Origin of the sequence: Rhodococcus wratislaviensis (genome assembly GCF_900455735.1) — a bacterium.
Taxonomy (GTDB): domain Bacteria; phylum Actinomycetota; class Actinomycetes; order Mycobacteriales; family Mycobacteriaceae; genus Rhodococcus_F; species Rhodococcus_F wratislaviensis.
The window spans coordinates 34,202-53,067 of record NZ_UAUI01000009.1; the positions used below are offsets into that span (position 1 = coordinate 34,202).

General features: G+C 67.5%; 22 protein-coding genes. 17 read left to right on the top strand and 5 right to left on the bottom strand.

Annotation, left to right across the window (positions count from 1 at the left end):
- Positions 1–13: 13 nt before the first annotated feature.
- The 15 genes from DTA22_RS12670 to DTA22_RS12735 all read left to right on the top strand — a co-directional run bounded on the left by DTA22_RS12670 (position 14) and on the right by DTA22_RS12735 (position 12,803).
- The gene (locus DTA22_RS12670; RefSeq protein WP_112299631.1) at positions 14–1,234 is read left to right on the top strand and encodes an acyl-CoA dehydrogenase family protein; all 1,221 of its coding nucleotides are present in this window, start codon (positions 14–16) and stop codon (positions 1,232–1,234) included.
- Complete coding sequence (locus DTA22_RS12675) at positions 1,231–2,031, top strand: SDR family oxidoreductase (RefSeq protein WP_037241813.1); 801 nt, start codon at positions 1,231–1,233, stop codon at positions 2,029–2,031. The genes DTA22_RS12670 and DTA22_RS12675 overlap by 4 nt, the downstream gene beginning before the upstream one ends.
- Before the next feature lie 99 nt (positions 2,032–2,130).
- On the top strand, positions 2,131–2,745 hold the full coding sequence (locus DTA22_RS12680; protein WP_037241811.1) for a TetR/AcrR family transcriptional regulator: 615 nt from the start codon (positions 2,131–2,133) through the stop codon (positions 2,743–2,745).
- Between the two features lie 13 nt (positions 2,746–2,758).
- The gene (locus tag DTA22_RS12685; protein ID WP_112299632.1) at positions 2,759–3,907 is read left to right on the top strand and encodes an acetyl-CoA C-acetyltransferase; all 1,149 of its coding nucleotides are present in this window, start codon (positions 2,759–2,761) and stop codon (positions 3,905–3,907) included.
- 90 nt (positions 3,908–3,997) lie between these two features.
- On the top strand, positions 3,998–4,327 hold the full coding sequence (gene hypA, locus DTA22_RS12690) for a hydrogenase maturation nickel metallochaperone HypA (protein WP_005244680.1): 330 nt from the start codon (positions 3,998–4,000) through the stop codon (positions 4,325–4,327).
- A 5-nt stretch (positions 4,328–4,332) separates the two neighbouring features.
- Positions 4,333–5,148: a hydrogenase nickel incorporation protein HypB gene (gene hypB, locus DTA22_RS12695; protein ID WP_112299633.1), complete on the top strand. Its 816-nt coding sequence runs from the start codon at positions 4,333–4,335 to the stop codon at positions 5,146–5,148.
- 160 nt (positions 5,149–5,308) lie between these two features.
- A complete protein-coding gene (locus DTA22_RS12700; protein ID WP_005244678.1) occupies positions 5,309–6,364 on the top strand; it encodes an NADH-quinone oxidoreductase subunit B family protein in 1,056 nt (351 codons plus the stop codon).
- Between the two features lie 57 nt (positions 6,365–6,421).
- The gene (locus DTA22_RS12705; RefSeq protein WP_037241807.1) at positions 6,422–8,215 is read left to right on the top strand and encodes a nickel-dependent hydrogenase large subunit; all 1,794 of its coding nucleotides are present in this window, start codon (positions 6,422–6,424) and stop codon (positions 8,213–8,215) included.
- 10 nt (positions 8,216–8,225) lie between these two features.
- Positions 8,226–9,182: a NifU family protein gene (locus tag DTA22_RS12710; RefSeq protein WP_052033678.1), complete on the top strand. Its 957-nt coding sequence runs from the start codon at positions 8,226–8,228 to the stop codon at positions 9,180–9,182.
- Positions 9,182–9,826 (top strand): DUF5947 family protein, encoded by a 645-nt coding sequence (locus tag DTA22_RS12715; protein WP_112299634.1) that lies wholly within the window; start codon positions 9,182–9,184, stop codon positions 9,824–9,826. The genes DTA22_RS12710 and DTA22_RS12715 overlap by 1 nt, the downstream gene beginning before the upstream one ends.
- Positions 9,823–10,470 carry a DUF6084 family protein gene (locus DTA22_RS12720; RefSeq protein WP_112299635.1) on the top strand — a complete coding sequence of 216 codons (648 nt, stop codon included), beginning with the start codon at positions 9,823–9,825 and terminating at the stop codon, positions 10,468–10,470. The genes DTA22_RS12715 and DTA22_RS12720 overlap by 4 nt, the downstream gene beginning before the upstream one ends.
- Positions 10,467–11,909: a hypothetical protein gene (locus DTA22_RS12725; RefSeq protein ID WP_112299636.1), complete on the top strand. Its 1,443-nt coding sequence runs from the start codon at positions 10,467–10,469 to the stop codon at positions 11,907–11,909. The genes DTA22_RS12720 and DTA22_RS12725 overlap by 4 nt, the downstream gene beginning before the upstream one ends.
- The gene (locus tag DTA22_RS37145; protein ID WP_397517833.1) at positions 11,906–12,025 is read left to right on the top strand and encodes a DUF6893 family small protein; all 120 of its coding nucleotides are present in this window, start codon (positions 11,906–11,908) and stop codon (positions 12,023–12,025) included. Before DTA22_RS12725 ends, DTA22_RS37145 begins: the two co-directional genes overlap by 4 nt.
- Before the next feature lie 7 nt (positions 12,026–12,032).
- On the top strand, positions 12,033–12,545 hold the full coding sequence (locus tag DTA22_RS12730) for a hydrogenase maturation protease (protein ID WP_112299637.1): 513 nt from the start codon (positions 12,033–12,035) through the stop codon (positions 12,543–12,545).
- 3 nt (positions 12,546–12,548) lie between these two features.
- A complete protein-coding gene (locus DTA22_RS12735; protein ID WP_005244670.1) occupies positions 12,549–12,803 on the top strand; it encodes a HypC/HybG/HupF family hydrogenase formation chaperone in 255 nt (84 codons plus the stop codon).
- Here the strand turns inward: DTA22_RS12735 and DTA22_RS12740 are convergent.
- On the bottom strand, positions 12,800–13,594 hold the full coding sequence (locus tag DTA22_RS12740; RefSeq protein WP_037241796.1) for a hypothetical protein: 795 nt from the start codon (positions 13,592–13,594) through the stop codon (positions 12,800–12,802). The two genes, DTA22_RS12735 and DTA22_RS12740, sit on opposite strands and share 4 nt — an antisense overlap.
- A 178-nt stretch (positions 13,595–13,772) precedes the next feature.
- On the opposite strand from DTA22_RS12740, the gene DTA22_RS12745 reads away from it, so the two are divergent.
- Positions 13,773–14,726, top strand: a complete 954-nt coding sequence (locus tag DTA22_RS12745; protein WP_128970054.1) for an alpha/beta fold hydrolase — start codon at positions 13,773–13,775, stop codon at positions 14,724–14,726.
- Positions 14,727–14,729: 3 nt separating this feature from the next.
- On the opposite strand, the gene DTA22_RS12750 is transcribed toward DTA22_RS12745, so the two are convergent.
- A complete protein-coding gene (locus DTA22_RS12750; RefSeq protein WP_112299639.1) occupies positions 14,730–15,713 on the bottom strand; it encodes an NAD-dependent epimerase/dehydratase family protein in 984 nt (327 codons plus the stop codon).
- Between the two features lie 35 nt (positions 15,714–15,748).
- Between DTA22_RS12750 and DTA22_RS12755 the strand changes: the two genes are divergently transcribed.
- Positions 15,749–16,396 carry a ScbR family autoregulator-binding transcription factor gene (locus DTA22_RS12755; RefSeq protein WP_005244660.1) on the top strand — a complete coding sequence of 216 codons (648 nt, stop codon included), beginning with the start codon at positions 15,749–15,751 and terminating at the stop codon, positions 16,394–16,396.
- Here DTA22_RS12755 and DTA22_RS12760 read toward each other — a convergent pair.
- The 3 genes from DTA22_RS12760 to DTA22_RS12770 all read right to left on the bottom strand — a co-directional run bounded on the left by DTA22_RS12760 (position 16,393) and on the right by DTA22_RS12770 (position 18,861).
- On the bottom strand, positions 16,393–17,340 hold the full coding sequence (locus DTA22_RS12760) for a ScbA/BarX family gamma-butyrolactone biosynthesis protein (RefSeq protein ID WP_052033676.1): 948 nt from the start codon (positions 17,338–17,340) through the stop codon (positions 16,393–16,395). The two genes, DTA22_RS12755 and DTA22_RS12760, sit on opposite strands and share 4 nt — an antisense overlap.
- 94 nt (positions 17,341–17,434) lie before the next feature.
- A complete protein-coding gene (locus DTA22_RS12765; protein WP_037241786.1) occupies positions 17,435–18,010 on the bottom strand; it encodes a hemerythrin domain-containing protein in 576 nt (191 codons plus the stop codon).
- An 83-nt stretch (positions 18,011–18,093) separates the two neighbouring features.
- Positions 18,094–18,861 carry an HpcH/HpaI aldolase family protein gene (locus tag DTA22_RS12770; protein WP_112299640.1) on the bottom strand — a complete coding sequence of 256 codons (768 nt, stop codon included), beginning with the start codon at positions 18,859–18,861 and terminating at the stop codon, positions 18,094–18,096.
- Between the last annotated feature and the right edge of the window lie 5 nt (positions 18,862–18,866).

Consider the following 18,866-nt stretch of genomic DNA (forward strand, 5'->3'; position numbering starts at 1 on the left):
TTATCTTACAGACGTGGACCAGAGCGAGAGCCCGGACGGGCTGATCACCGACGACGACTTTGCGCAGACCGTCAGGACGTGGCTGAACGACAATCTCACCGGCGACTTCGCCCGGCTGAAAGGCAAGGGCGGCCCCGGCAGCGAGCACGAGTTCTTCGAGGAACGGCTCGCCTGGGACCGTCATCTCGCCGCGGCGGGATGGACCTGCCTCGGCTGGCCGAAGGAGCACGGCGGGCGCGGAGCCACCCTGGCTCAGCAGGTGGTGTTCCATCAGGAGTACGCGAAGTCGGGGGCGCCGGCGCGGGTCAGCCACGTCGGCGAGGAACTGCTCGGGCCGACGCTCATCGCGTTCGGCACCGAGGAACAGAAGCGTCGCTTCCTTCCCGGAATCAACACCGTGACCGAACTGTGGGCGCAGGGCTACTCCGAACCTGGCGCCGGTTCCGACCTCGCGAACGTATCCACCACGGCGCGCCTCGACGGCGACAAGTGGGTGATCAACGGGCAGAAGGTGTGGACGTCGCTCGCGCACGTCGCCCAATGGGCGTTCGTCCTCTGCCGCACCGAACCGGGATCCAAGCGGCACCAGGGCCTGAGCTTCCTGCTCGTCCCGCTCGACCAGCCCGGCGTCACGGTCCGGCCCATCCAGCAGTTGACCGGCACGTCCGAGTTCAACGAGGTGTTCTTCGACGACGCCGTCACCGACGCGGATCTGGTGGTCGGGGAGCCGGGCGACGGCTGGCGGGTCGCGATGGGTCTGCTCACCTTCGAGCGCGGCGTGTCCACGCTCGGGCAGCAGATCGGTTTCGCCCGCGAACTGCAGGGCGTCGTCGACCTCGCGAAAGCCAACGGTGCGGCGACCGACCCGAACATCCGGGAGAAGATCGCCCGCGCGTGGGTCGGGCTGCGGGTGATGCGGGCACACGCCCTGCGCACCCTGGAAGCGGTCGACGCCGGGACCTCCGGCGCGGAGGCGTCCGTCGCGAAGCTGCTGTGGGCCAACTGGCACCGCGACCTCGGCCAGCTGGCCATGGAAGTGCAGGGCGCGGCGTCGCTGCTCGCCCCGGCCGATCCGTCGTCCGACGTCACGAACCCCGAACATCTGGAACTGGGCGAGTGGCAGCGACTGTTCCTCTTCACCCGCGCCGACACGATCTACGGCGGATCCAACGAGATCCAGCGCAACATCATCTCCGAGCGCGTGCTCGGACTCCCCCGAGAGGCCCGTTCATGACTACTACTCCACTCGCCACCGCGCCCGTCGAGACCCCGGGACACGACCTTCTGAAGGGTAAGAAGGTCGTCGTCACCGCCGCGGCGGGCACCGGCATCGGCTACGCGTCCGCGCGGCGTGCCCTGCTCGAGGGCGCCGACGTGCTCGTGTCCGACTGGCACGAACGCCGGCTCCTCGAGACGAAGGAGAAACTTGCCGCCGAGTTCCCGGGACAGGTGGTCGAGGCGCTGACGTGTGACGTGTCCAGCACGGAACAGGTGGACGCGCTGATTTCGGGGGCGGCCGATGCGCTGGGCCGGATCGACGTCCTCGTCAACAACGCCGGACTCGGCGGCGAGACCCCGCTCGTCGACATGACGGACGAGGAGTGGGATCGCGTCCTCGACATCACGCTGAACGGAACGTTCCGGGCCACCCGCGCGGCCCTGCGCTACTTCAAGGGGGTCGAGCACAACGGTGTGCTGGTCAACAACGCGTCCGTCCTCGGGTGGCGGGCCCAGCACTCGCAGGCGCACTACGCGGCCGCGAAGGCCGGAGTCATGGCGCTGACCCGGTGCAGCGCGATCGAGGCCGCCGAGTACGGGGTCCGGATCAACGCCGTCGCGCCGTCCATTGCGCGGCACGCGTTCCTCGCGAAGGTGACCAGCGAGGAACTCCTCGACAAGCTGGCGTCCGACGAGGCGTTCGGCCGCGCCGCCGAAGTGTGGGAAATCGCCGCCACCATCGCCGTGCTCGCCAGCGACTACACCACCTACCTCACCGGCGAGGTCGTGTCGATCTCGTCGCAGAGGGCGTAGGCGGCTCCGCCGCCCGTGCGTGGTTGACGAGTGTCTGGACTCCTTAACCGCGCACGGGGCCGAAGGCCCTAACAAGCGCTTGGTTGATAGGATGTGACGATGACGCCACCCCCCGCCGACGACACGTCCGGCAAGTCCGGACGCCGCACCGAACTCCTCGACATCGCGGCCACCCTGTTCGCCGAACGCGGCCTGCGGGCCACCACCGTGCGCGACATCGCCGACGCCGCGGGCATCCTGTCGGGCAGCCTGTACCACCACTTCGACTCGAAGGAGTCGATGGTCGACGAGATCCTACGGGGCTTCCTCGACGACCTGTTCGGCAAGTACCGCGAGATCGTCGCGTCCGGACTCGACAGCCGCGCGACCCTCGAAGCGCTGGTCACCACGTCGTACGAGGCGATCGACGCGTCGCACTCCGCGGTCGCGATCTATCAGGACGAGGTGAAGCACCTCGTCGCGAACGAGCGCTTCGGGTACCTGTCCGAACTGAACACCGAATTCCGCGAGCTGTGGATGGGTGTGCTCGAGGCGGGAGTGACGGACGGCAGCTTCCGGTCCGACATCGACGTCGAGCTCGCCTTCCGATTCCTCCGCGACACCGCCTGGGTCGCCGTCCGCTGGTACCGGCCCGGTGGCTCGGTGACGGTCGACACCGTCGCCAAGCAATACCTTTCGATCGTCCTGGACGGACTTGCGAGTCCCCATAACTGACTAGGAGTTTCACATGACCGAGGCCTACATCGTCGACGCCGTTCGCACACCGATCGGCAAGAAGAACGGTGGCCTGTCCGGCGTGCATCCCGCCGACCTGGGTGCGCACGTCATCAAGGCCGTCGTCGAGCGCACGGGCATCGACCCGGCCGATGTCGACGACGTCATCTTCGGTTGCGTCGACGCGATCGGCGGACAGGCGGGAAACATCGCCCGCACCGCGTGGCTGGCCGCCGGCTACCCGGAAGAGGTCCCGGGGGTCACGGTGGACCGGCAGTGCGGGTCGAGCCAGCAGGCCGTGCACTTCGGTGCGCAGGCGATCCTGAGCGGCACCGCCGACCTGATCGTCGCCGGCGGTGTGCAGAACATGAGCCAGATCCCGATCGCCTCGGCGATGGTCGTCGGTCAGCAGTACGGGTTCGACACCCCGTTCGGCGGGTCGACGGGCTGGACGGAACGCTACGGCGACCAGGAGGTGTCGCAGTTCAACGGCGCCGAACTGATCGCGGACAAGTGGGACATCAGCCGCGAGGAACTCGAGCGCTGGGCGCTGCAGAGCCACGAACGGGCGCGGACGGCCATCGCCGAAGGTCGCTTCGACCGCGAGATCGTCCCGTTCGGTGACGTGACGACGGACGAGGGTCCCCGCGAGACCAGCCTCGAGAAGATGGCCGCGCTGAAGACCCTCACCGAAGGGGGTCGTCTGACGGCCGCGGTCGCGAGCCAGATCTCCGACGGTGCGAGCGCGGTGTTGCTGGCCTCACCGGAAGCGGTCGAGCGGTACGGCCTGACGCCCCGGGCCCGCATCCACCATCTCAGCGCCCGCGGCGCCGACCCGATCTTCATGCTCAGCGCCCCGATCCCCGCCACGCGCCACGCGCTGGAGAAGACGGGCTCGAGCATCGACGACATCGACCTGGTCGAGATCAACGAGGCCTTCGCGCCGGTCGTCCTCGCATGGATCAAGGAGATCGGCGCCGACCCCGCGAAGGTCAATGTCAACGGCGGCGCGATCGCCCTCGGCCACCCACTCGGCGCGACCGGCACGAAGCTGATGGCCACACTCCTCAACGAACTCGAGCGCACCGGCGGACGCTACGGCCTCCAGACCATCTGCGAGGGCGGCGGCACAGCCAATGTCACCATCATCGAACGCCTGTGAGTACTCATTAACCGCCCGCGGTTAATAAGTACTCACAGGCGCGAAGCGCTACGCTCGAATCACAGGTGACGAGTCCTGAACGGGGCCGTGATGCACGAGTTGGCAATCACCCAGAGTGTCGTCGACGCCGTCTGCGAGACCGCCGCGGGACGGACGGTCCACAGTGTGCGTGTGCAGGTGGGGGCGTTGACGGCCGTGGTCGCCGATTCGATGCAGTTCTGTTTCGAACTGGTCACCGAAGGGACCGTCGCGCACGGTGCCCGTCTCGACATCGACCACACCCCGGGCGGTGCGCACTGCCGTGAGTGCGGCGAGGATTTCGCGCTCACGGACCTGGTGTTGCTGTGCCCGTGCGGAAGTGCGGACGTGGAGGTCACGTCGGGTCGGGAACTACGAATCCTCTCGATGGAAGTGAGCTGACGCAAATGTGTACCACCTGTGGATGCGGAGACGAGACCGGAACGAGGATCACGGTGCCCCACGAGCACCCACACGACCACGAGCACCCACACGACCACGAGCACCCGCACGACCACGAGCACCCGCACGACCACGACCACACTCACGAACACCCCCACGAACACCCCCACGAGCACGCGACCGAGACGGTCACCCTCGAGCAGAAGGTGCTGGCGAAGAACGACCTCATGGCGGAGCGCAACCGGGGCTGGCTGGCCGGCCGCGGGGTGCTCGCCCTGAACGTGATGAGCTCGCCGGGGTCGGGGAAGACGACGCTTCTCGAACGGACGATCGCCGACATCGGTGGGCAGCGACGGGTCTCGGTGGTGGAGGGCGACCAGGAGACGATGCTCGACGCCAACCGCATCAAGGCGACGGGATGTGCTGTGGTGCAGGTGAATACGGGCGCCGGGTGTCATCTCGAAGCCGAGATGATGCGGGACGCGTTGACCGCCCTCGACCCCGAGCCGAACTCGCTGCTGTTCATCGAGAACGTGGGGAATCTCGTCTGTCCGGCCCTGTTCGATCTCGGTGAGAAGAGCAGGGTGGTGGTGATCTCGGTGACCGAGGGGACGGACAAGCCGCTCAAGTATCCGCACATGTTCGCGGCGGCGAACCTGGTGATCGTGAACAAGGCGGACCTGTTGCCGTACGTGGACTTCGACGTCGACCTCTGCACGAAGTATGCGCGGTCCGTGAACCCCGACCTTCGGATGATCACGCTGTCGGCGACGACGGGTCAGGGCATTGCGCAGTGGTACGACTGGATTGCGAAGCAATGACGCCATTACACGACGGGGTCGAACTGCGCGGTGCGACGCGCCGAGGACCGTTGACATCCGCTCGGCGGCGGAGCTAAATAAATATCAGCGCCACACAGGTGGGCCGACGGTCGACTCCGGTGGCGACAGGAGTTGTGTTCACTCCGGAAAGCGACCTGATATGCCGACACAGGAAGCAATCAACGCCGAGGACACCCTGATTCACGTGCTGTGGATCAATGCGGGACTCAGTTGCGACGGCGATTCGGTGGCCTTGACGGCTGCGACGCAGCCCAGTGTCGAGGAGATTGCTCTGGGAGCCCTGCCGGGTCTGCCCAAAGTGGCCGTGCACTGGCCGCTGATCGACTTCGAGAACGGCCCGGAGGGCGGCGCCGACGACTTCCTGGAGTGGTTCTGGAAGGCGGATCGCGGCGAACTCGAACCGTTCGTGCTGGTGGTGGAGGGTTCCATCCCGAACGAGCAACTTCACGACGAGGGTTACTGGTGCGGTTTCGGCAACAACCCCGAGACTGGCCAGCCGGTGACGACGAGTGAGTGGCTCGATCGTCTCGCTCCGAAGGCGACGGCGATCGTCGCGGCGGGGACGTGCGCCACGTACGGCGGTATCCACGCGATGGCGGGCAATCCGACCGGTGCGATGGGCGTTCCCGATTACCTCGGCTGGGATTGGAAGTCGAAGGCGGGCATCCCGATCGTCTGCGTTCCCGGTTGCCCGATCCAACCGGACAATCTGTCGGAGACGCTGACGTATCTCCTCTACATGGCGACCGAGCAGGCGCCCATGATTCCGCTCGACGACGCTTTGCGTCCGCAATGGCTGTTCGGGGCCACGGTGCACGAGGGCTGCGACCGCGCCGGCTACTACGAGCAGGGTGACTTCGCCACCGAGTACGGCTCACCCAAGTGCATCGTGAAGCTGGGGTGCTGGGGTCCTGTCGTCAAGTGCAACGTCCCGAAGCGGGGCTGGATCAACGGTGTCGGTGGGTGTCCGAATGTGGGCGGTATCTGCATCGGGTGCACGATGCCGGGCTTCCCGGACAAGTTCATGCCGTTCATGGACGAACCCCCGGGCGGCAAGATCTCCACCGCGGCGTCCGGACTGTACGGATCCGCCATTCGGAGCCTCCGCAAGATCACCAAGACCACCTTGGACAAAGAGCCGCACTGGCGCAGTCGCGGTACGAAACTGACCACGGGCGCCACACGCACCTGGTAGTCCCGCTCGGGGTCTCGGGCGGTAGTCCGCCGGCCTCGAACACTGAGAGGTACGTCGATGACAACGATCATTCCGGAACCTTCGCACAAGTCGGAATCCGACGGCCTGGTCGAGATGGCGTGGGATCCGATCACGCGCATCGTGGGCAGCCTGGGCATTTACACGAAGATCGACTTCAAGCAGAAGGAAGTCGTGGAGTGTCACAGCACCTCGTCGATCTTCCGTGGCTATTCGATCTTCATGAAGGGCAAAGATCCCCGCGACGCCCACTTCATCACGAGCCGCATCTGCGGTATCTGTGGTGACAACCACGCGACGTGTTCGTGTTACACCCAGAACATGGCCTACGGCGTGCAGCCGCCGCACATCGGCGAGTGGATCGTCAACCTCGGCGAGGCCGCGGAATACATGTTCGACCACAACATCTTTCAGGAGAACCTCGTCGGTGTGGACTTCTGCGAGAAGATGGTCTCCGAGACCAATCCGGGGGTGCTCGCGCAGGCCGAGAAGACCGAGGCGCCGCACGCCGGCGAGCACGGCTACAAGACCATCGCCGACATCATGCGTTCGCTCAACCCGTTCACCGGTGAGTTCTATCGGGAGGCGTTGCAGGTCAGCCGGTGGACGCGAGAGATGTTCTGCCTCATGGAAGGTCGGCACGTCCATCCGTCCACCCTGTATCCGGGTGGTGTGGGCACGGTCGCGACGATCCAATTGATGACCGACTACACGACGCGTCTGATGCGCTACGTGGAGTTCATGAAGAAGGTCGTCCCCATGCACGACGACCTGTTCGACTTCTTCTACGAGGCCTTGCCCGGCTACGAGAAGGTCGGCCTGCGCCGGACTCTCCTCGGCTGCTGGGGGTCCTTCCAGGATCCCGCGGTGTGCAACTTCTCCTACAAGGACATGGAGAAGTGGGGACGGGCCATGTTCGTGACGCCCGGCATCGTGGTGGACGGCAAACTGATCACGACGTCCCTCGTCGACATCAATCTGGGCATCCGAATCCTGCTGGGCAGTTCGTATTACGACGACTGGACCGACCAGGAGATGTTCGTGAAGAACGATCCGCTCGGGAACCCGGTCGACCGCAGGCATCCGTGGAACCAGCACACCAACCCACACCCGCAGAAACGCGACATGGAGGACAAGTACAGCTGGGTGATGTCGCCGCGATGGTTCGACGGCACCGACCACCTCGCGCTGGACACCGGCGGCGGACCGCTGGCCAGGCTCTGGAGTACCGCCCTCGCCGGCCTCGTCGACATCGGGTACGTGCAGTCGACCGGTCACAGCGTGAAGATCAACCTGCCGAAGACCGCGCTGAAGGGCCCGGTCGAGTTCGAGTGGAAGATCCCGCAGTACGGCAGCAACACCATCGAGCGTGACCGGGCGCGGACCTACTTCCAGGCGTACGCGGCGGCGTGTGCGCTGCACTTCGCGGAGAAGGCGCTCGCCGAGATCCGGGCGGGGCACACGAAGACGTGGGAGAAGTTCGAGGTCCCCGACGAGGGCATCGGCTGCGGATTCACGGAGGCGGTACGCGGTGTCCTGTCGCACCACATGGTGATTCGCGACGGCAAGATCGCGAACTATCACCCGTATCCGCCGACCCCGTGGAACGCCAACCCTCGCGACAGCTTCGGGACACCGGGCCCGTACGAGGACGCGGTGCAGGGTCAGCCGATCTTCGAGGAGAACGACCGGGAGCACTTCAAGGGTATCGACATCATGCGGACCGTCCGCAGTTTCGACCCCTGCCTGCCCTGCGGTGTGCACATGTATCTCGGTGAGGGGAAGACGCTGGAGAAGCTGCATTCGCCCACCCAGTCCGTGACCGGCGAGTGACGAGGTACGCATGGAGAGTGGCGGATCGGAGACGTGGGGGAGTGACGAAGTAGGAGACGACCCCGATCGGTGGCGGACAGCCGGCGAGAGGATCGACAGCCTGTTGGACGCGAGTTCGACAGGTGGCTCGGTGGCACGTGATCGCGCCGAGCAACTGGTCCGTGAGGTGGTCGAACTCTATGGCGCCGGGTTGCAGCGCGTCCTCGAGATCATCGGTGACCGCGACGACGACCTCGTCGAGCGGCTCGCCGACGACGAACTCGTGGCCAGCCTGCTGCTGGTGAACGGACTCCATCCGCACGATGTCGAGACGAGGGTCGCGACCGCGCTCGACAGTGTGCGCCCCTACCTGGGCTCCCATGGCGGTGACGTCGAATTGCTCGGCGTGGTGGACGGTGTGGTGCGGCTTCGGTTGACCGGCAGCTGTAAGAGCTGTCCGTCGTCGGCGGTGACGCTGGAATTGGCAGTCAAGGACGCCGTACTGGCTGCCGCACCGGAGACCGTGGACATCGAGGTGGTGGGTGCCACGCCCGCCGCAGGATCCGGGCTGATCGCCGCGGAATCGCTGTTCTCCCATGTTCATCCGGACGGATCGGACGGGTCGAGCGGCACCGGGACGTGGGTGTCGGTGCCCGAACTCGAGGAGCTCACGCCCGGGGAGGTGGCGGGATTCTCCGTTGCCGGGCTACCGATTCTGGTGTGCCGGATCGGGGAGCAGTTGTTCGCCTACCGCGACCGGTGCGCCGCCTGCACCAACTCGCTGGCCGGGGCCACGCTGCAACGCAAGGCGGGTGGGCAGGTGGGAGACGCGGTGCTGCGCTGCCCGTCGTGCCGGGCGCACTTCGACCCGCGCCGGGCGGGCCTGCGCCTCGACGGTGACGCGGACGCCGAAACGCTGTCGCCGCTTCCGGTCCTCGTGCGTGACGGCGTCGTCTCCGTCGCGGTGCCGGCCGCGGAGGTGGCGTGATGAGCCCGTCGGGGAACGGACTGCGCATACTGCAGCGCATCGCGTCCGAGCGGCCCACACCGGTGGTCGGGGAGCGGTGCGACATGTGCGCCGTGCCGATCGCCGACGCCCATCAGCACGTCGTGAACGTCCAGGACAGGCAACTGATGTGCGTGTGCCGTGGGTGCTACCTGCTGTTCACCGACGAGAGCGCCGAACTGCGCTTCCGGGCCGTCCCGGAACGCTACCTGTCGTTCCCCGACTTCGAACTCGCACCGGGACGCTGGGACGAACTGGAGATCCCCGTCGGGCTCGCGTTCGTGTTCCGGAACTCCCTGCTGGGCAAGACCGTCGCGTTCTATCCCGGCCCGGCAGGTGCCACCGAGTCGGAGCTGCCACTCGACGCCTGGGACAGCGTCCTCGCGGCGAACCCGGCGCTCGGACGGCTGTCCGCCGACACGGAGGCGTTGCTGCTGCGGATCCCGGAGCGCGGCGGCGGCGACCCCGAGTGTTACCTCGTCCCCATCGACGCCTGCTACCAACTGGTCGGCGAACTGCGGCAGGTGTGGCGGGGGTTCGACGGCGGCCAGGACGCCCGCCGGGTCATCGACACGTTCTTCGAGACGGTGCGTGCGCGCAGTCGCGTCGCGAAGGAGCCGACGTGACCGAGCTGTCGTTCCACGTGGAGGACGTGTTTCCGGAACCGTTCGCGGTTGCGCCGAATCTCACTGCGCGAGTGGAAGTGACGGAGTCCAGCGATGCCGTCGTGCACGCGATGGCCGTCCGGTGCCAGGTCCGTATCGACCCCCAGCGCCGCCGCTACACGGACGGCGAGGCGGTGGGCCTCCTCGACCTGTTCGGGCCCCGTGAGCGGTGGACGTCCACACTCAAACCGTTCCAGTGGATGCAGACCAGCACCGTGGCCCAGGGGTTCACCGGGTCCAGCGTGGTGGAGTTGCCGCTGCCGTGCACGTACGACTTCGAGGTGACGGCGTCGAAGTATCTGCACGCCCTGGACGAGGCCGGGTCGACGGTGCCGCTGGTGTTCCTGTTCAGCGGAACGGTCTTCACCCGCGGGGTCGCCGGTTTCGGTGTGGAACGGATCCCGTGGGACCGCGAGTCGACCTACGACCTGCCGGTGTCGGTGTGGCGCGAACTTGTTCAGGCGCACTACCCGAACACGGGGTGGGTGCGCCTCGACCACGACACCCTCGCAGCGCTGGCGCGCTACAAGGCGGCGCACGGGCTGATCGGCCTGGACGTCGCCATTTCGGACCTGCTGCAGGGAGCCGGGGAGGTGATCGCATGATCTCCCCGGCGTCCCTGCAGCGAGTACGTGCCGTGGCCGACGCGGTCCTGTACGAGGGCTACCTGCTGTATCCGTATCGTGCGAGTTCGTCGAAGAACCAGTCGCGGTGGCAGTTCGGCGTCCTCGGACCGTCGGGTGCGGCCGAGTCGGGGATCGGCGAAGCACCACGCATGTCCTGCCAGACCCTGATGCGGGCCGGCGACGGTGCGGGGGTGAACGTCACCCTCCGATTCCTGCAGCTCCAGGTGCGCAGCATCGAACGCGCGGTCGCGGACTCGGCGGAGTTCGTTCCCGTCGACGAACTGACCGTCGCGGGCGCGAGCTGGCTCAGCTGGGACGAGGCGGTGGAGCGCGAATTCGATCTCGGCATCCAGCACCCCGCGCAGTGGCCGGGCGAACGCAACCTCGACGTTCACATCGACGGCGGCACCCAGGTGGAGGAACTGCGGGACGAGGACGGATCCCTCGCCGGCCGCGTGGTGCGCACTCGATGGCCCGCACACGCCGTCGTGACGGTGGGGAGCGACAGCGTCGACGGGCTGAACCGCGTGCGGGTGTCCGTCGAGAACACGACCACCGCGCAGGACGTTGCCGGCTGGGACAAGGACTCGGCGATCCGGCAGTCCCTGATCGGCGCCCACCTGATCCTGGCGGCCGAGAATACCGAGTTCGTCTCACTCCTCGAACCTCCCTCGGAGGCGGCGCAACTCGCGGGCACGTGCGCGCACGAACGGTGCTACCCGGTGCTGGCCGGGCTGCCGGGGGAGACGGACCTCGTCCTGGTGTCGCCGATCATCCTGTACGACCACCCGGAGGTGGCCGAGCAGAGCGACGGGGCACTGTTCGACGCCACCGAGATCGACGAAATCCTCACACTGCGCGTCATGACCCTCACCGAGGAGGAGAAGCGGCAGGCCCGCGCCACCGACCCGCTCGCCGCCCAGATCATCGACCGGTGCGAGCAGATGTCGCCGGCGACGCTCGCCCAGATGCACGGCATCCTGCGAGACCCGCACCTCCCGGACCCGCACCTCCCGGACCCGCACCTCCCGGACCCGCACCTCCCGGACCCGGGCCTCCCCGACATGGGGCTCGTCCCGGAACTGACCGACGACATGCCGTGGTGGGATCCGGACGCCGACACCGCCGTACGCCCGGACGTCGACGGCGTGATCGTGAACGGCATCCGGGTGGCGAAGGGCACCGTCGTGCGGATCCACCCGTCGCGGCGCGCCGACGCCCAGGACCTGTTCTTCGCGGGACAGCTGGCTCGCGTGGTGACCGTGCACGCCGACGTCGACGGTGGCACCCACGTCGGGGTCGTGCTGGTGGACGACCCCGCGTCGGAGTTGCACGAGTGGTACGGACGGTATCTGTACTTCGCCCCGGACGAGGTGGAGCCGGTCTCGGCAGACACCGGAAAGGATGGACAGCCATGAAGATTCTCGGAGAGATGACTACCGCGGCTCTGGCGTTGGTTGCGGTCGCGGGCGTCGCGATCGCCGTCATCGCGATTCCCGATATCAGGCGATATCTGCGTATCCGGAAAATGTGAGACGCACGTGACGGTGGGCAGGCGAGTTCTGGTTGCCGGTGTAGGCAACATCTTCTTCGGCGACGACGGTTTCGGGCCCGAGGTACTGCGCGGGGTCGCGGCCAGGTCGCTGCCGCCGGGAGTTCGCGCCGTCGATTTCGGCATTCGTGGAACGCATCTGGCATACGAGCTGCTCGACGGGTGGGGCGCTCTCCTGCTGGTGGACGCGGTGCCCGACCGCGGTGAGCCCGGCGCGCTGAGGGCGTTCGAGGTGGGCTCCGACTCCGTCCCGGCGGCGCCGCTGGACGCGCACAGCATGGATCCGGGGGCGGTGTTCGCGAGCTTGCGCGCGCTCGGCGGAACCCTGCCGCGGACCGTGGTCCTCGGCTGCCAGGTGGAGAACACCGGCGAGGGGATCGGGCTGTCGCCGCGGGTCGAGGCCGCCGTCGGACCGGCCGTGGACATGGTGTTCGAGGTCGTGGACCAACTGCTGGAGTCCGACTCCGCGGCAACGCTGCAACCGGACGGGACGGAGGGCTGAATCGTGTGTCTCGGTATTCCCGGTCAGGTCGTGCGGATGCTGGAGGGCTACGGCAACCAACTCGCGCTCGTCGACGTCGTCGGCGAACAGCGCAAGGTGAACATCGGCATGCTGCCCGAGGACGTCAGCCTGGAACCGGGCGACTGGATCGTCATCCACATGGGATTCGCCATGGAGAAGGTGGACGAGGCGGGCGCCGAAAAGGCGATGGCGGGACTGGAGATGATGGGGCGGTCGCGGACGGCGGACGAAGACTAGCCCTGCGTGCCGGCATGATGCGGGTCCGGTGGTCCGGCAACGAAGTCGCGCGCCCGGTTCCAGCGGGCGTGGTAGCGCTCGTCGAAACGTGCCTGGGACCGGGCCATCCGCCGCGGTCGGGTCCGGTAGCGGCGCACCGCCCACCAGGAATCGGGTTTGGCCAGGCGGATCGCGCCGACGATCGCGACCGGCTGGAACACGACCCCGACGATCCCCGTGACGAACTTCCCCTTCAGCAGGCAGATCACCGAGATACCGAGCGTGACGAACAGGTAACCGATCGACACCCACCATTCGGTGGTGCCGATCCGACCGGTCACGAGTTCGGCGCCTCCGATCATCAGACCGGTGATCATCAACGCGCAGAAGATCGCGTCCACCGACTTCCTGCCGGCAGTGCTCCAGTACACGTCGTCGAGGTGCACCCACAGCGCGAACTCGTCGAAGGTGAGCGCGAGGCCCACTCCGAACGCCGCCGCGAAGACGTTGAGCGCCGTGCCCTCCGGGGTGGTGGCGATGAGTGCCACCCCGGCGAGAGTCATGAGGAGGATCCCGAGGACCTGGTGGTGAACGTGAACGCCGCCGATGGTGATGTCGCCGATCAGACCGCCTTCCGGCTCCACCGCGTCGTCCGGTTCCGCCGCTCCCGTTTTCGCGCGGATTCGGCGGGTGATGATCCGGGTGACGACGAACGTGACCAGGACCGCGATGAACAGCCACATCACCGGAACCAGCACCACTACCCGGCTGTCGCCTTCGGTATCCACGACGATCTCGGCGAGAAGGGCCATCTCGACACTCCGTCAGGTGGGGGACATCATCTCCAATCTGGGTATACACCTCACCGGCGGGCTGCGGACGAAGACCGGCCCTTCCGTGTGCCCGCCGTGACGGCCGTTGTCGAGCCTTGACCTCGGCTGGGCGCTGGAGGAGCGTGATGAGTCCCGGCTCGGGATGAGGTGATCGGTTGTGCGGAGATCGCGTCGGCTTTGGGTGGGGGTGCTCGTCGCGCTGATGGTGGCCGTCTCGTCCTGCGCGTCGGACTCCGATGACGCTGCCGCGCGAGACGTTGCAGGCCCGGTGGATATCGGAGGGGGCCGCAGTGTGTATCTGACGTGCGGCGGCGAGAGCCGTGACGGCGACCCGACCGTGGTCCTGGTCTCGGGGTATCACGATTCCTCGGATGTGTGGACGCAATCCGACGTGCTGAGCGTGATCGGTTCGGCGGCGGGGCCGCCGGTGTTCGAGGGCGTCTCCGCCTCGCATCGGGTGTGCGCGTACGACCGGCCCGGCACCGTGCGATATGTCGAGGGAACTCCGCTGACCGACCGCAGTTCTCCGGTCCCGCAGCCGCGCACGGCCGAGGACATCGTCGCGGAACTGTCGGCGGTTCTGAGCGCTGGGGAGGTGGCCGGGCCGTACATCCTGGTCGGGCATTCGCTGGGCGGGTTGATCGTGCGCCTCTACGCGCACACCCATCCCGATCAGGTGCGCGGGGTCGTGTTCGTCGACGCATTCAGCCCCACCGTGCCCGCGTTGTTCGGGCCCCAGTGGCCCAGCTATCGCGACGAACTGTTGAATCCACCGATCGACCAGTTGCCCATACCGTCCATGCACAGCCCCGAGTCCGAGCGCGTCGACCTGGACGCCAGTGTCGCGCAGGTTCTGTCCGCGCCCCCGCTGCCCCCGATGCCGCTGGCGGTGCTGACCAAGACCGAATCGTTCGCGGGACTCCAGTCGCTGCCCGGTCTCCCCGCCGAGGACGTGAACCGGGTGTACGAGAAGGCGCAGGACGACCTCGTCGCGTTGGAACCGGCGACGCCGCACACCTTCGCGACCGGTAGTGACCACTACATTCAGTTCTCGCAACCCGATCTCGTGGTGAGCTCGACCGAACTGGTGATCTCCCGGGCCGGGCGGTAGTGGCTACCGTCGGGACGGGAAATGGTGCAGGGCGCCGACGCCGACGCCGACGCCAGAGGCAGTCCACAGGCGGGCAGGGTCGTACCAGTGGTCGCGGCCGATCAGGTCGAGGTGTCGTTCGGTCAGACCGTGCCGGGCACCGGCGGTGACTGCTTCGTCGAAGGTGAGACTCGTGGCCGGCAGTCGGAGACGGCCCGAGTCCGCGAGTGCCTGACCGAGTTCGCGGACGGACACCGGGTCGGGATGGCAGGCATGGAATACGTCGCCGGGGCGCGCGGGGGACTGCGCGGCGAGGCCGGCGAGGAGCCGTGCGAGATCGTTCACCGCGATGATCGAGATCCGGGATCGTCCCTCGTCGACCCAGGCCCCCAACGTCTCGAGGATCCGGGTGAATCCGGGAACGAACCAGCGGTCGCCGTGGCCGTGGACGAATCCGGGCCGGACGACGCAACCACCCCGTTCGAGGACGCGGTGTTCGGCAGTCAGCCTGCTCGCGCTCAGTGCCGAGACGGGTGCGGGCGCGGCCTCGAACTCGCCGATTCCGCTGTGCGGCCCGGACCCGTACACGCCGATGGTGCTGACGTAGATCACCTGGTCGATGCCGTTTCGGGCCGCGGCGGCAAGCAGATTCTCGGTGCCCTCGACGTTGACGGCGACGCACTGCGCCGGGTCGTTCCCGGTGTAGGAGGCGGCATGGATCACGACATCGGCGCCGATGAGCGCCCTTTCGAGGCTCGCCGGATCGGCGAGAGTCGCCCGGGCCGACACGACGCCCGGAATCTCGGTGTGTGACGGTGTGCGCGCCACCGCGGTGCAGTGGATTCCGGCCGACGCCAGTGCCGTCACGGTGGCCGATCCGACGAAGCCGGTGGCTCCCACCACCGCGACACGGACCGGCGTGGAGGGTGTTCGACCGTCGTCGGTCGCGGTCGACGCTGGTACCGTCTCTCCGGGCAATGGGCGTGTGGTCCGTGCTTTCATCGTCATCGTTCTTCTCTCGTGCGGCAGGGAAAGGTGTGAACGTGGTTCAGCAGGCGCGTGCTGCGGCGACCCGACAGCAGATCGTCCGCGGGGCGGCGGAGATGTTCGAGAAGTCGGGGTTCGAAGGAGCCAGGCTCGGCAACATCGTCGAGAACGCCGGAATCACGAAGGGGGCCTTGTACTTCCATTTCCGCTCGAAAGAGGATCTCGCGCGGTTCATCATCGGTGAGCAACACCGGATCTCCATCGCGTCGGTCGAGGCGATCGGCCGTGAGCAGGTTTCGGCGATCGAGCAGATCGTGATGCTCTGTCACGAGATGGCCCGGCAGATCGTGAACGACCCGATCGTGCGAGCCGGTATCCGGATCACCCTCGAACTCAGTGCCGACGACCAGGGCCCCGCCGATCCCTATCTCGACTGGATCAACAGTTGCGAGATGCTCGCCACGCGGGCCGTCGAGCAGGGAGATCTCCTCCCGGACATCGATCCGCCGAGGCTGGCGCGGTTCGTCATCGGCGCCTTCACCGGCGTCCAGACCGTCTCCCAGGTGTTGACGCAGCGCACCGACCTCGAGCAACGCGTCGACGACATGTGGGGGTTCCTGCTCCCCGGGATCATGCCCGCGACCCGGCATCAGGACATCGCCCGGATCCGCCGGGCCCGCTGGACACCCGACGACGCCGATTAGCGCGCGCATGCGCTCACCGCGGTAGGGGCCAGCGCCGCGGTTCCTCGCACGACCGCCACGCCGCCCTGCACGAGCGCTCCGCGGATCGACAACGCGCCGTCGTCGACCACATCCAGCCGGATCGTGGCCCGCTCGTCGAGTTCGGCGAAACGGTGGAACGTGGCGCCCAGGGACACGAGGTGCGCCTCGGACACGCCGAGCCGCGCGTAGGCTGCCTGCCGCAATGCCTCGAGCAGAAGCATCCCGGGAATGTGATCACAGGGATGGTCGAACAGCACGGGGTGCGCGGCGTCGATCCGCAACTCCCACTCGTTCTCGGAACACCGGGGACCCAGGACCACGTGCGCGTCGTCGACGTGACCGACCAGCCCCGCCGGAACGGGGTCGGGGCACCACGGCGCCCCGACCGTCCGCGGTCCGCGCTCACCCCACCGGGCCCGCGAGTACGCGGCCGGCGGAAACACGGCCGCGTGACCCGTCGCGGTGCCCACGTCCTGTCCGCCGAGCCGGAACCGCAGGTCCACGCGGAACGCGGACAGCGCACCGCCGCGGTACACGTGCTCGGACACGGTGACCTCGACGACCACGTCGGCGGCCGCCGCGCCCACCGCGAGCGTTCCGGGCACCGCCTGCACCTGGAGGTGCTGCATGACGAACCGGTTCGGCAGCGGAACGGAGTAGCGGGTGTGTCCCAGGTAGATCGCAGTCTGCCGGAGCGTTTCCGCCAGCAGCATCGTGTCGTAGCGCCCACCGCGGGCGCGGTAGAAGCCGTGCAGGCGGGGCCACTGCGCGGCGACCACGAACTGATCCGGCCCCGCTAGCGAGACGCAGTCGGTGAGGAAGACCTCGGCCACGGACTGGCGATGCACGTACCTGCGGGGCACCGTCCGCTCGAACGACATCGGGGGAAGCGCATCGGGCATCGGACGGGAAACTCGAACCACAACCCCATCTCCCCACGAACCGGTCGGCCCGATGCCGCGGACCGCCGAACTATAGAACACAGACCGCGCGGTCTGTGATGTGGGGAGTGCGTTGCTACTGGCCCTTCAAACTTCCGATTCGCAGTGATCCCGCGCTGCTACCCTCGTCGAGGTCCTCTTCGATCTCCCGGACGTACTCTCTCGGATCTTTGTCCGAGGTGTCCACATCCCTCGTGGAACGGTGCACGAGGAAGTATTCGGCGAAGCGCCGCCCGAGCGACTCGCGAAGATCCCCCGGGGCGGTCCGGAAGTCAGCCAGCCCCTCGCGTTCCTCCTCGGCCATGTGCTCGTCGTTGGCCCGGCGCGTTCGGCCGACGGCCGCCCACCACTCCGCGGAGAGGACGGGAAACCCCGCCGCCGCACGGACGCCGTCGCGGATGTCGTTGTGGTCCCCGATCGCGTCGAGGGTTTCCGCCTCCGCCTCCGCGTCCTCGCCGACACGCAGCAGCTGCGGATAGAAGATTTCCTCCTCGGCCGCGGCGTGCAGATCGAGGCGTTTCGCCAACGGCGTCCACACCGCCTCGACGGCAGTGACATCCACCCGGCGGTGAGCCTTCAATTCGTCCAGTGCGGCGAACTGTCGTCGGAACCACTCGTGGTCGTCGAAGATCAACTCGATGATGTCAGGCATGATTCGGTCCTTCGTTGCATCTCTCCCTCGGGCAAGGAATTCAGAATCTTCCTCGTGTCGGCACCGTTCCGGGCGCGGAGCGCCTATCGTTCCCCGGTCGCGGCTTTGAGATGCGCGGCAGAGGCGGCTTTGAGATGGGTGAGGTCGGACGCGACGGTCGCGAACGTGTATCCCTCGGCGAGTCGGCGAGCCGCCACCGCACCGTCGGGGGTGTGGATGCCCGCCGCGATGCCTGCCGCCGCGGCAGCCTCCCGGACGCGGACCAGGGCCGCCTCGAACTCGTCGTCCACGCTCGGATCGTTCGGGTGCGCACCACCCACGGCGAGGCGCAGATCGGACGGCCCGACGTAGACCCCGTCGAGTCCGGGGACGGCGCAGATCTCTTCCACGCTCGCCAGTCCCTGCGGTGTCTCGATCATCACGACGACGACCGTGTCGCGGTTGGCGTCCGCCGGGTTCGGGCCGATCCGCAGTTGGGAGCGCATCGGCCCGTACGAGCGAACGCCGGCAGGCGGGTAGGTCCCGGCCGCAACGGCCTGGGCAGCTTCCTCGGCGGTGTTCACCAGCGGAACGATCACTCCCGCCGCGCCGGCGTCGAGTGCCCGGCCGATCGGTGTCGGATCGTTCGACTCGACCCGGATCATGCCGACCGTTGAGCCTGAGGCGTCGATGGCGGTGAGCCCCGCGACCATGCCGGAGTATCCGATCAGGCCGTGCTGGAGGTCGAGGGCGATGTAATCCCAGCCGACGTGGGCGAGCCATTCCGTCGACACCGGGCTGTCGATCACGGACCAATAGCCGACGATCCGTTCCCGGCCGCGGAGTCGGGCGGCGAATTCCTGGGCGCTCATGGGGG

What these genes read in the sequence shown, in the direction of transcription:
- DTA22_RS12705 (WP_037241807.1), top strand. Translation starts at nt 6,422, where the DNA reads ATGACAACGATCATTCCGGAACCTTCGCACAAGTCGGAATCCGACGGC.
- DTA22_RS12685 (WP_112299632.1), top strand. Translation starts at nt 2,759, where the DNA reads ATGACCGAGGCCTACATCGTCGACGCCGTTCGCACACCGATCGGCAAG.
- DTA22_RS12750 (WP_112299639.1), bottom strand. Translation starts at nt 15,713, where the DNA reads ATGACGATGAAAGCACGGACCACACGCCCATTGCCCGGAGAGACGGTA.
- DTA22_RS12765 (WP_037241786.1), bottom strand. Translation starts at nt 18,010, where the DNA reads ATGCCTGACATCATCGAGTTGATCTTCGACGACCACGAGTGGTTCCGA.
- DTA22_RS12770 (WP_112299640.1), bottom strand. Translation starts at nt 18,861, where the DNA reads ATGAGCGCCCAGGAATTCGCCGCCCGACTCCGCGGCCGGGAACGGATC.
- DTA22_RS12710 (WP_052033678.1), top strand. Translation starts at nt 8,226, where the DNA reads ATGGAGAGTGGCGGATCGGAGACGTGGGGGAGTGACGAAGTAGGAGAC.
- DTA22_RS12740 (WP_037241796.1), bottom strand. Translation starts at nt 13,594, where the DNA reads ATGGCCCTTCTCGCCGAGATCGTCGTGGATACCGAAGGCGACAGCCGG.
- DTA22_RS12715 (WP_112299634.1), top strand. Translation starts at nt 9,182, where the DNA reads ATGAGCCCGTCGGGGAACGGACTGCGCATACTGCAGCGCATCGCGTCC.
- DTA22_RS12675 (WP_037241813.1), top strand. Translation starts at nt 1,231, where the DNA reads ATGACTACTACTCCACTCGCCACCGCGCCCGTCGAGACCCCGGGACAC.
- DTA22_RS37145 (WP_397517833.1), top strand. Translation starts at nt 11,906, where the DNA reads ATGAAGATTCTCGGAGAGATGACTACCGCGGCTCTGGCGTTGGTTGCG.
- DTA22_RS12725 (WP_112299636.1), top strand. Translation starts at nt 10,467, where the DNA reads ATGATCTCCCCGGCGTCCCTGCAGCGAGTACGTGCCGTGGCCGACGCG.
- DTA22_RS12700 (WP_005244678.1), top strand. Translation starts at nt 5,309, where the DNA reads ATGCCGACACAGGAAGCAATCAACGCCGAGGACACCCTGATTCACGTG.
- hypB (WP_112299633.1), top strand. Translation starts at nt 4,333, where the DNA reads ATGTGTACCACCTGTGGATGCGGAGACGAGACCGGAACGAGGATCACG.
- hypA (WP_005244680.1), top strand. Translation starts at nt 3,998, where the DNA reads ATGCACGAGTTGGCAATCACCCAGAGTGTCGTCGACGCCGTCTGCGAG.
- DTA22_RS12680 (WP_037241811.1), top strand. Translation starts at nt 2,131, where the DNA reads ATGACGCCACCCCCCGCCGACGACACGTCCGGCAAGTCCGGACGCCGC.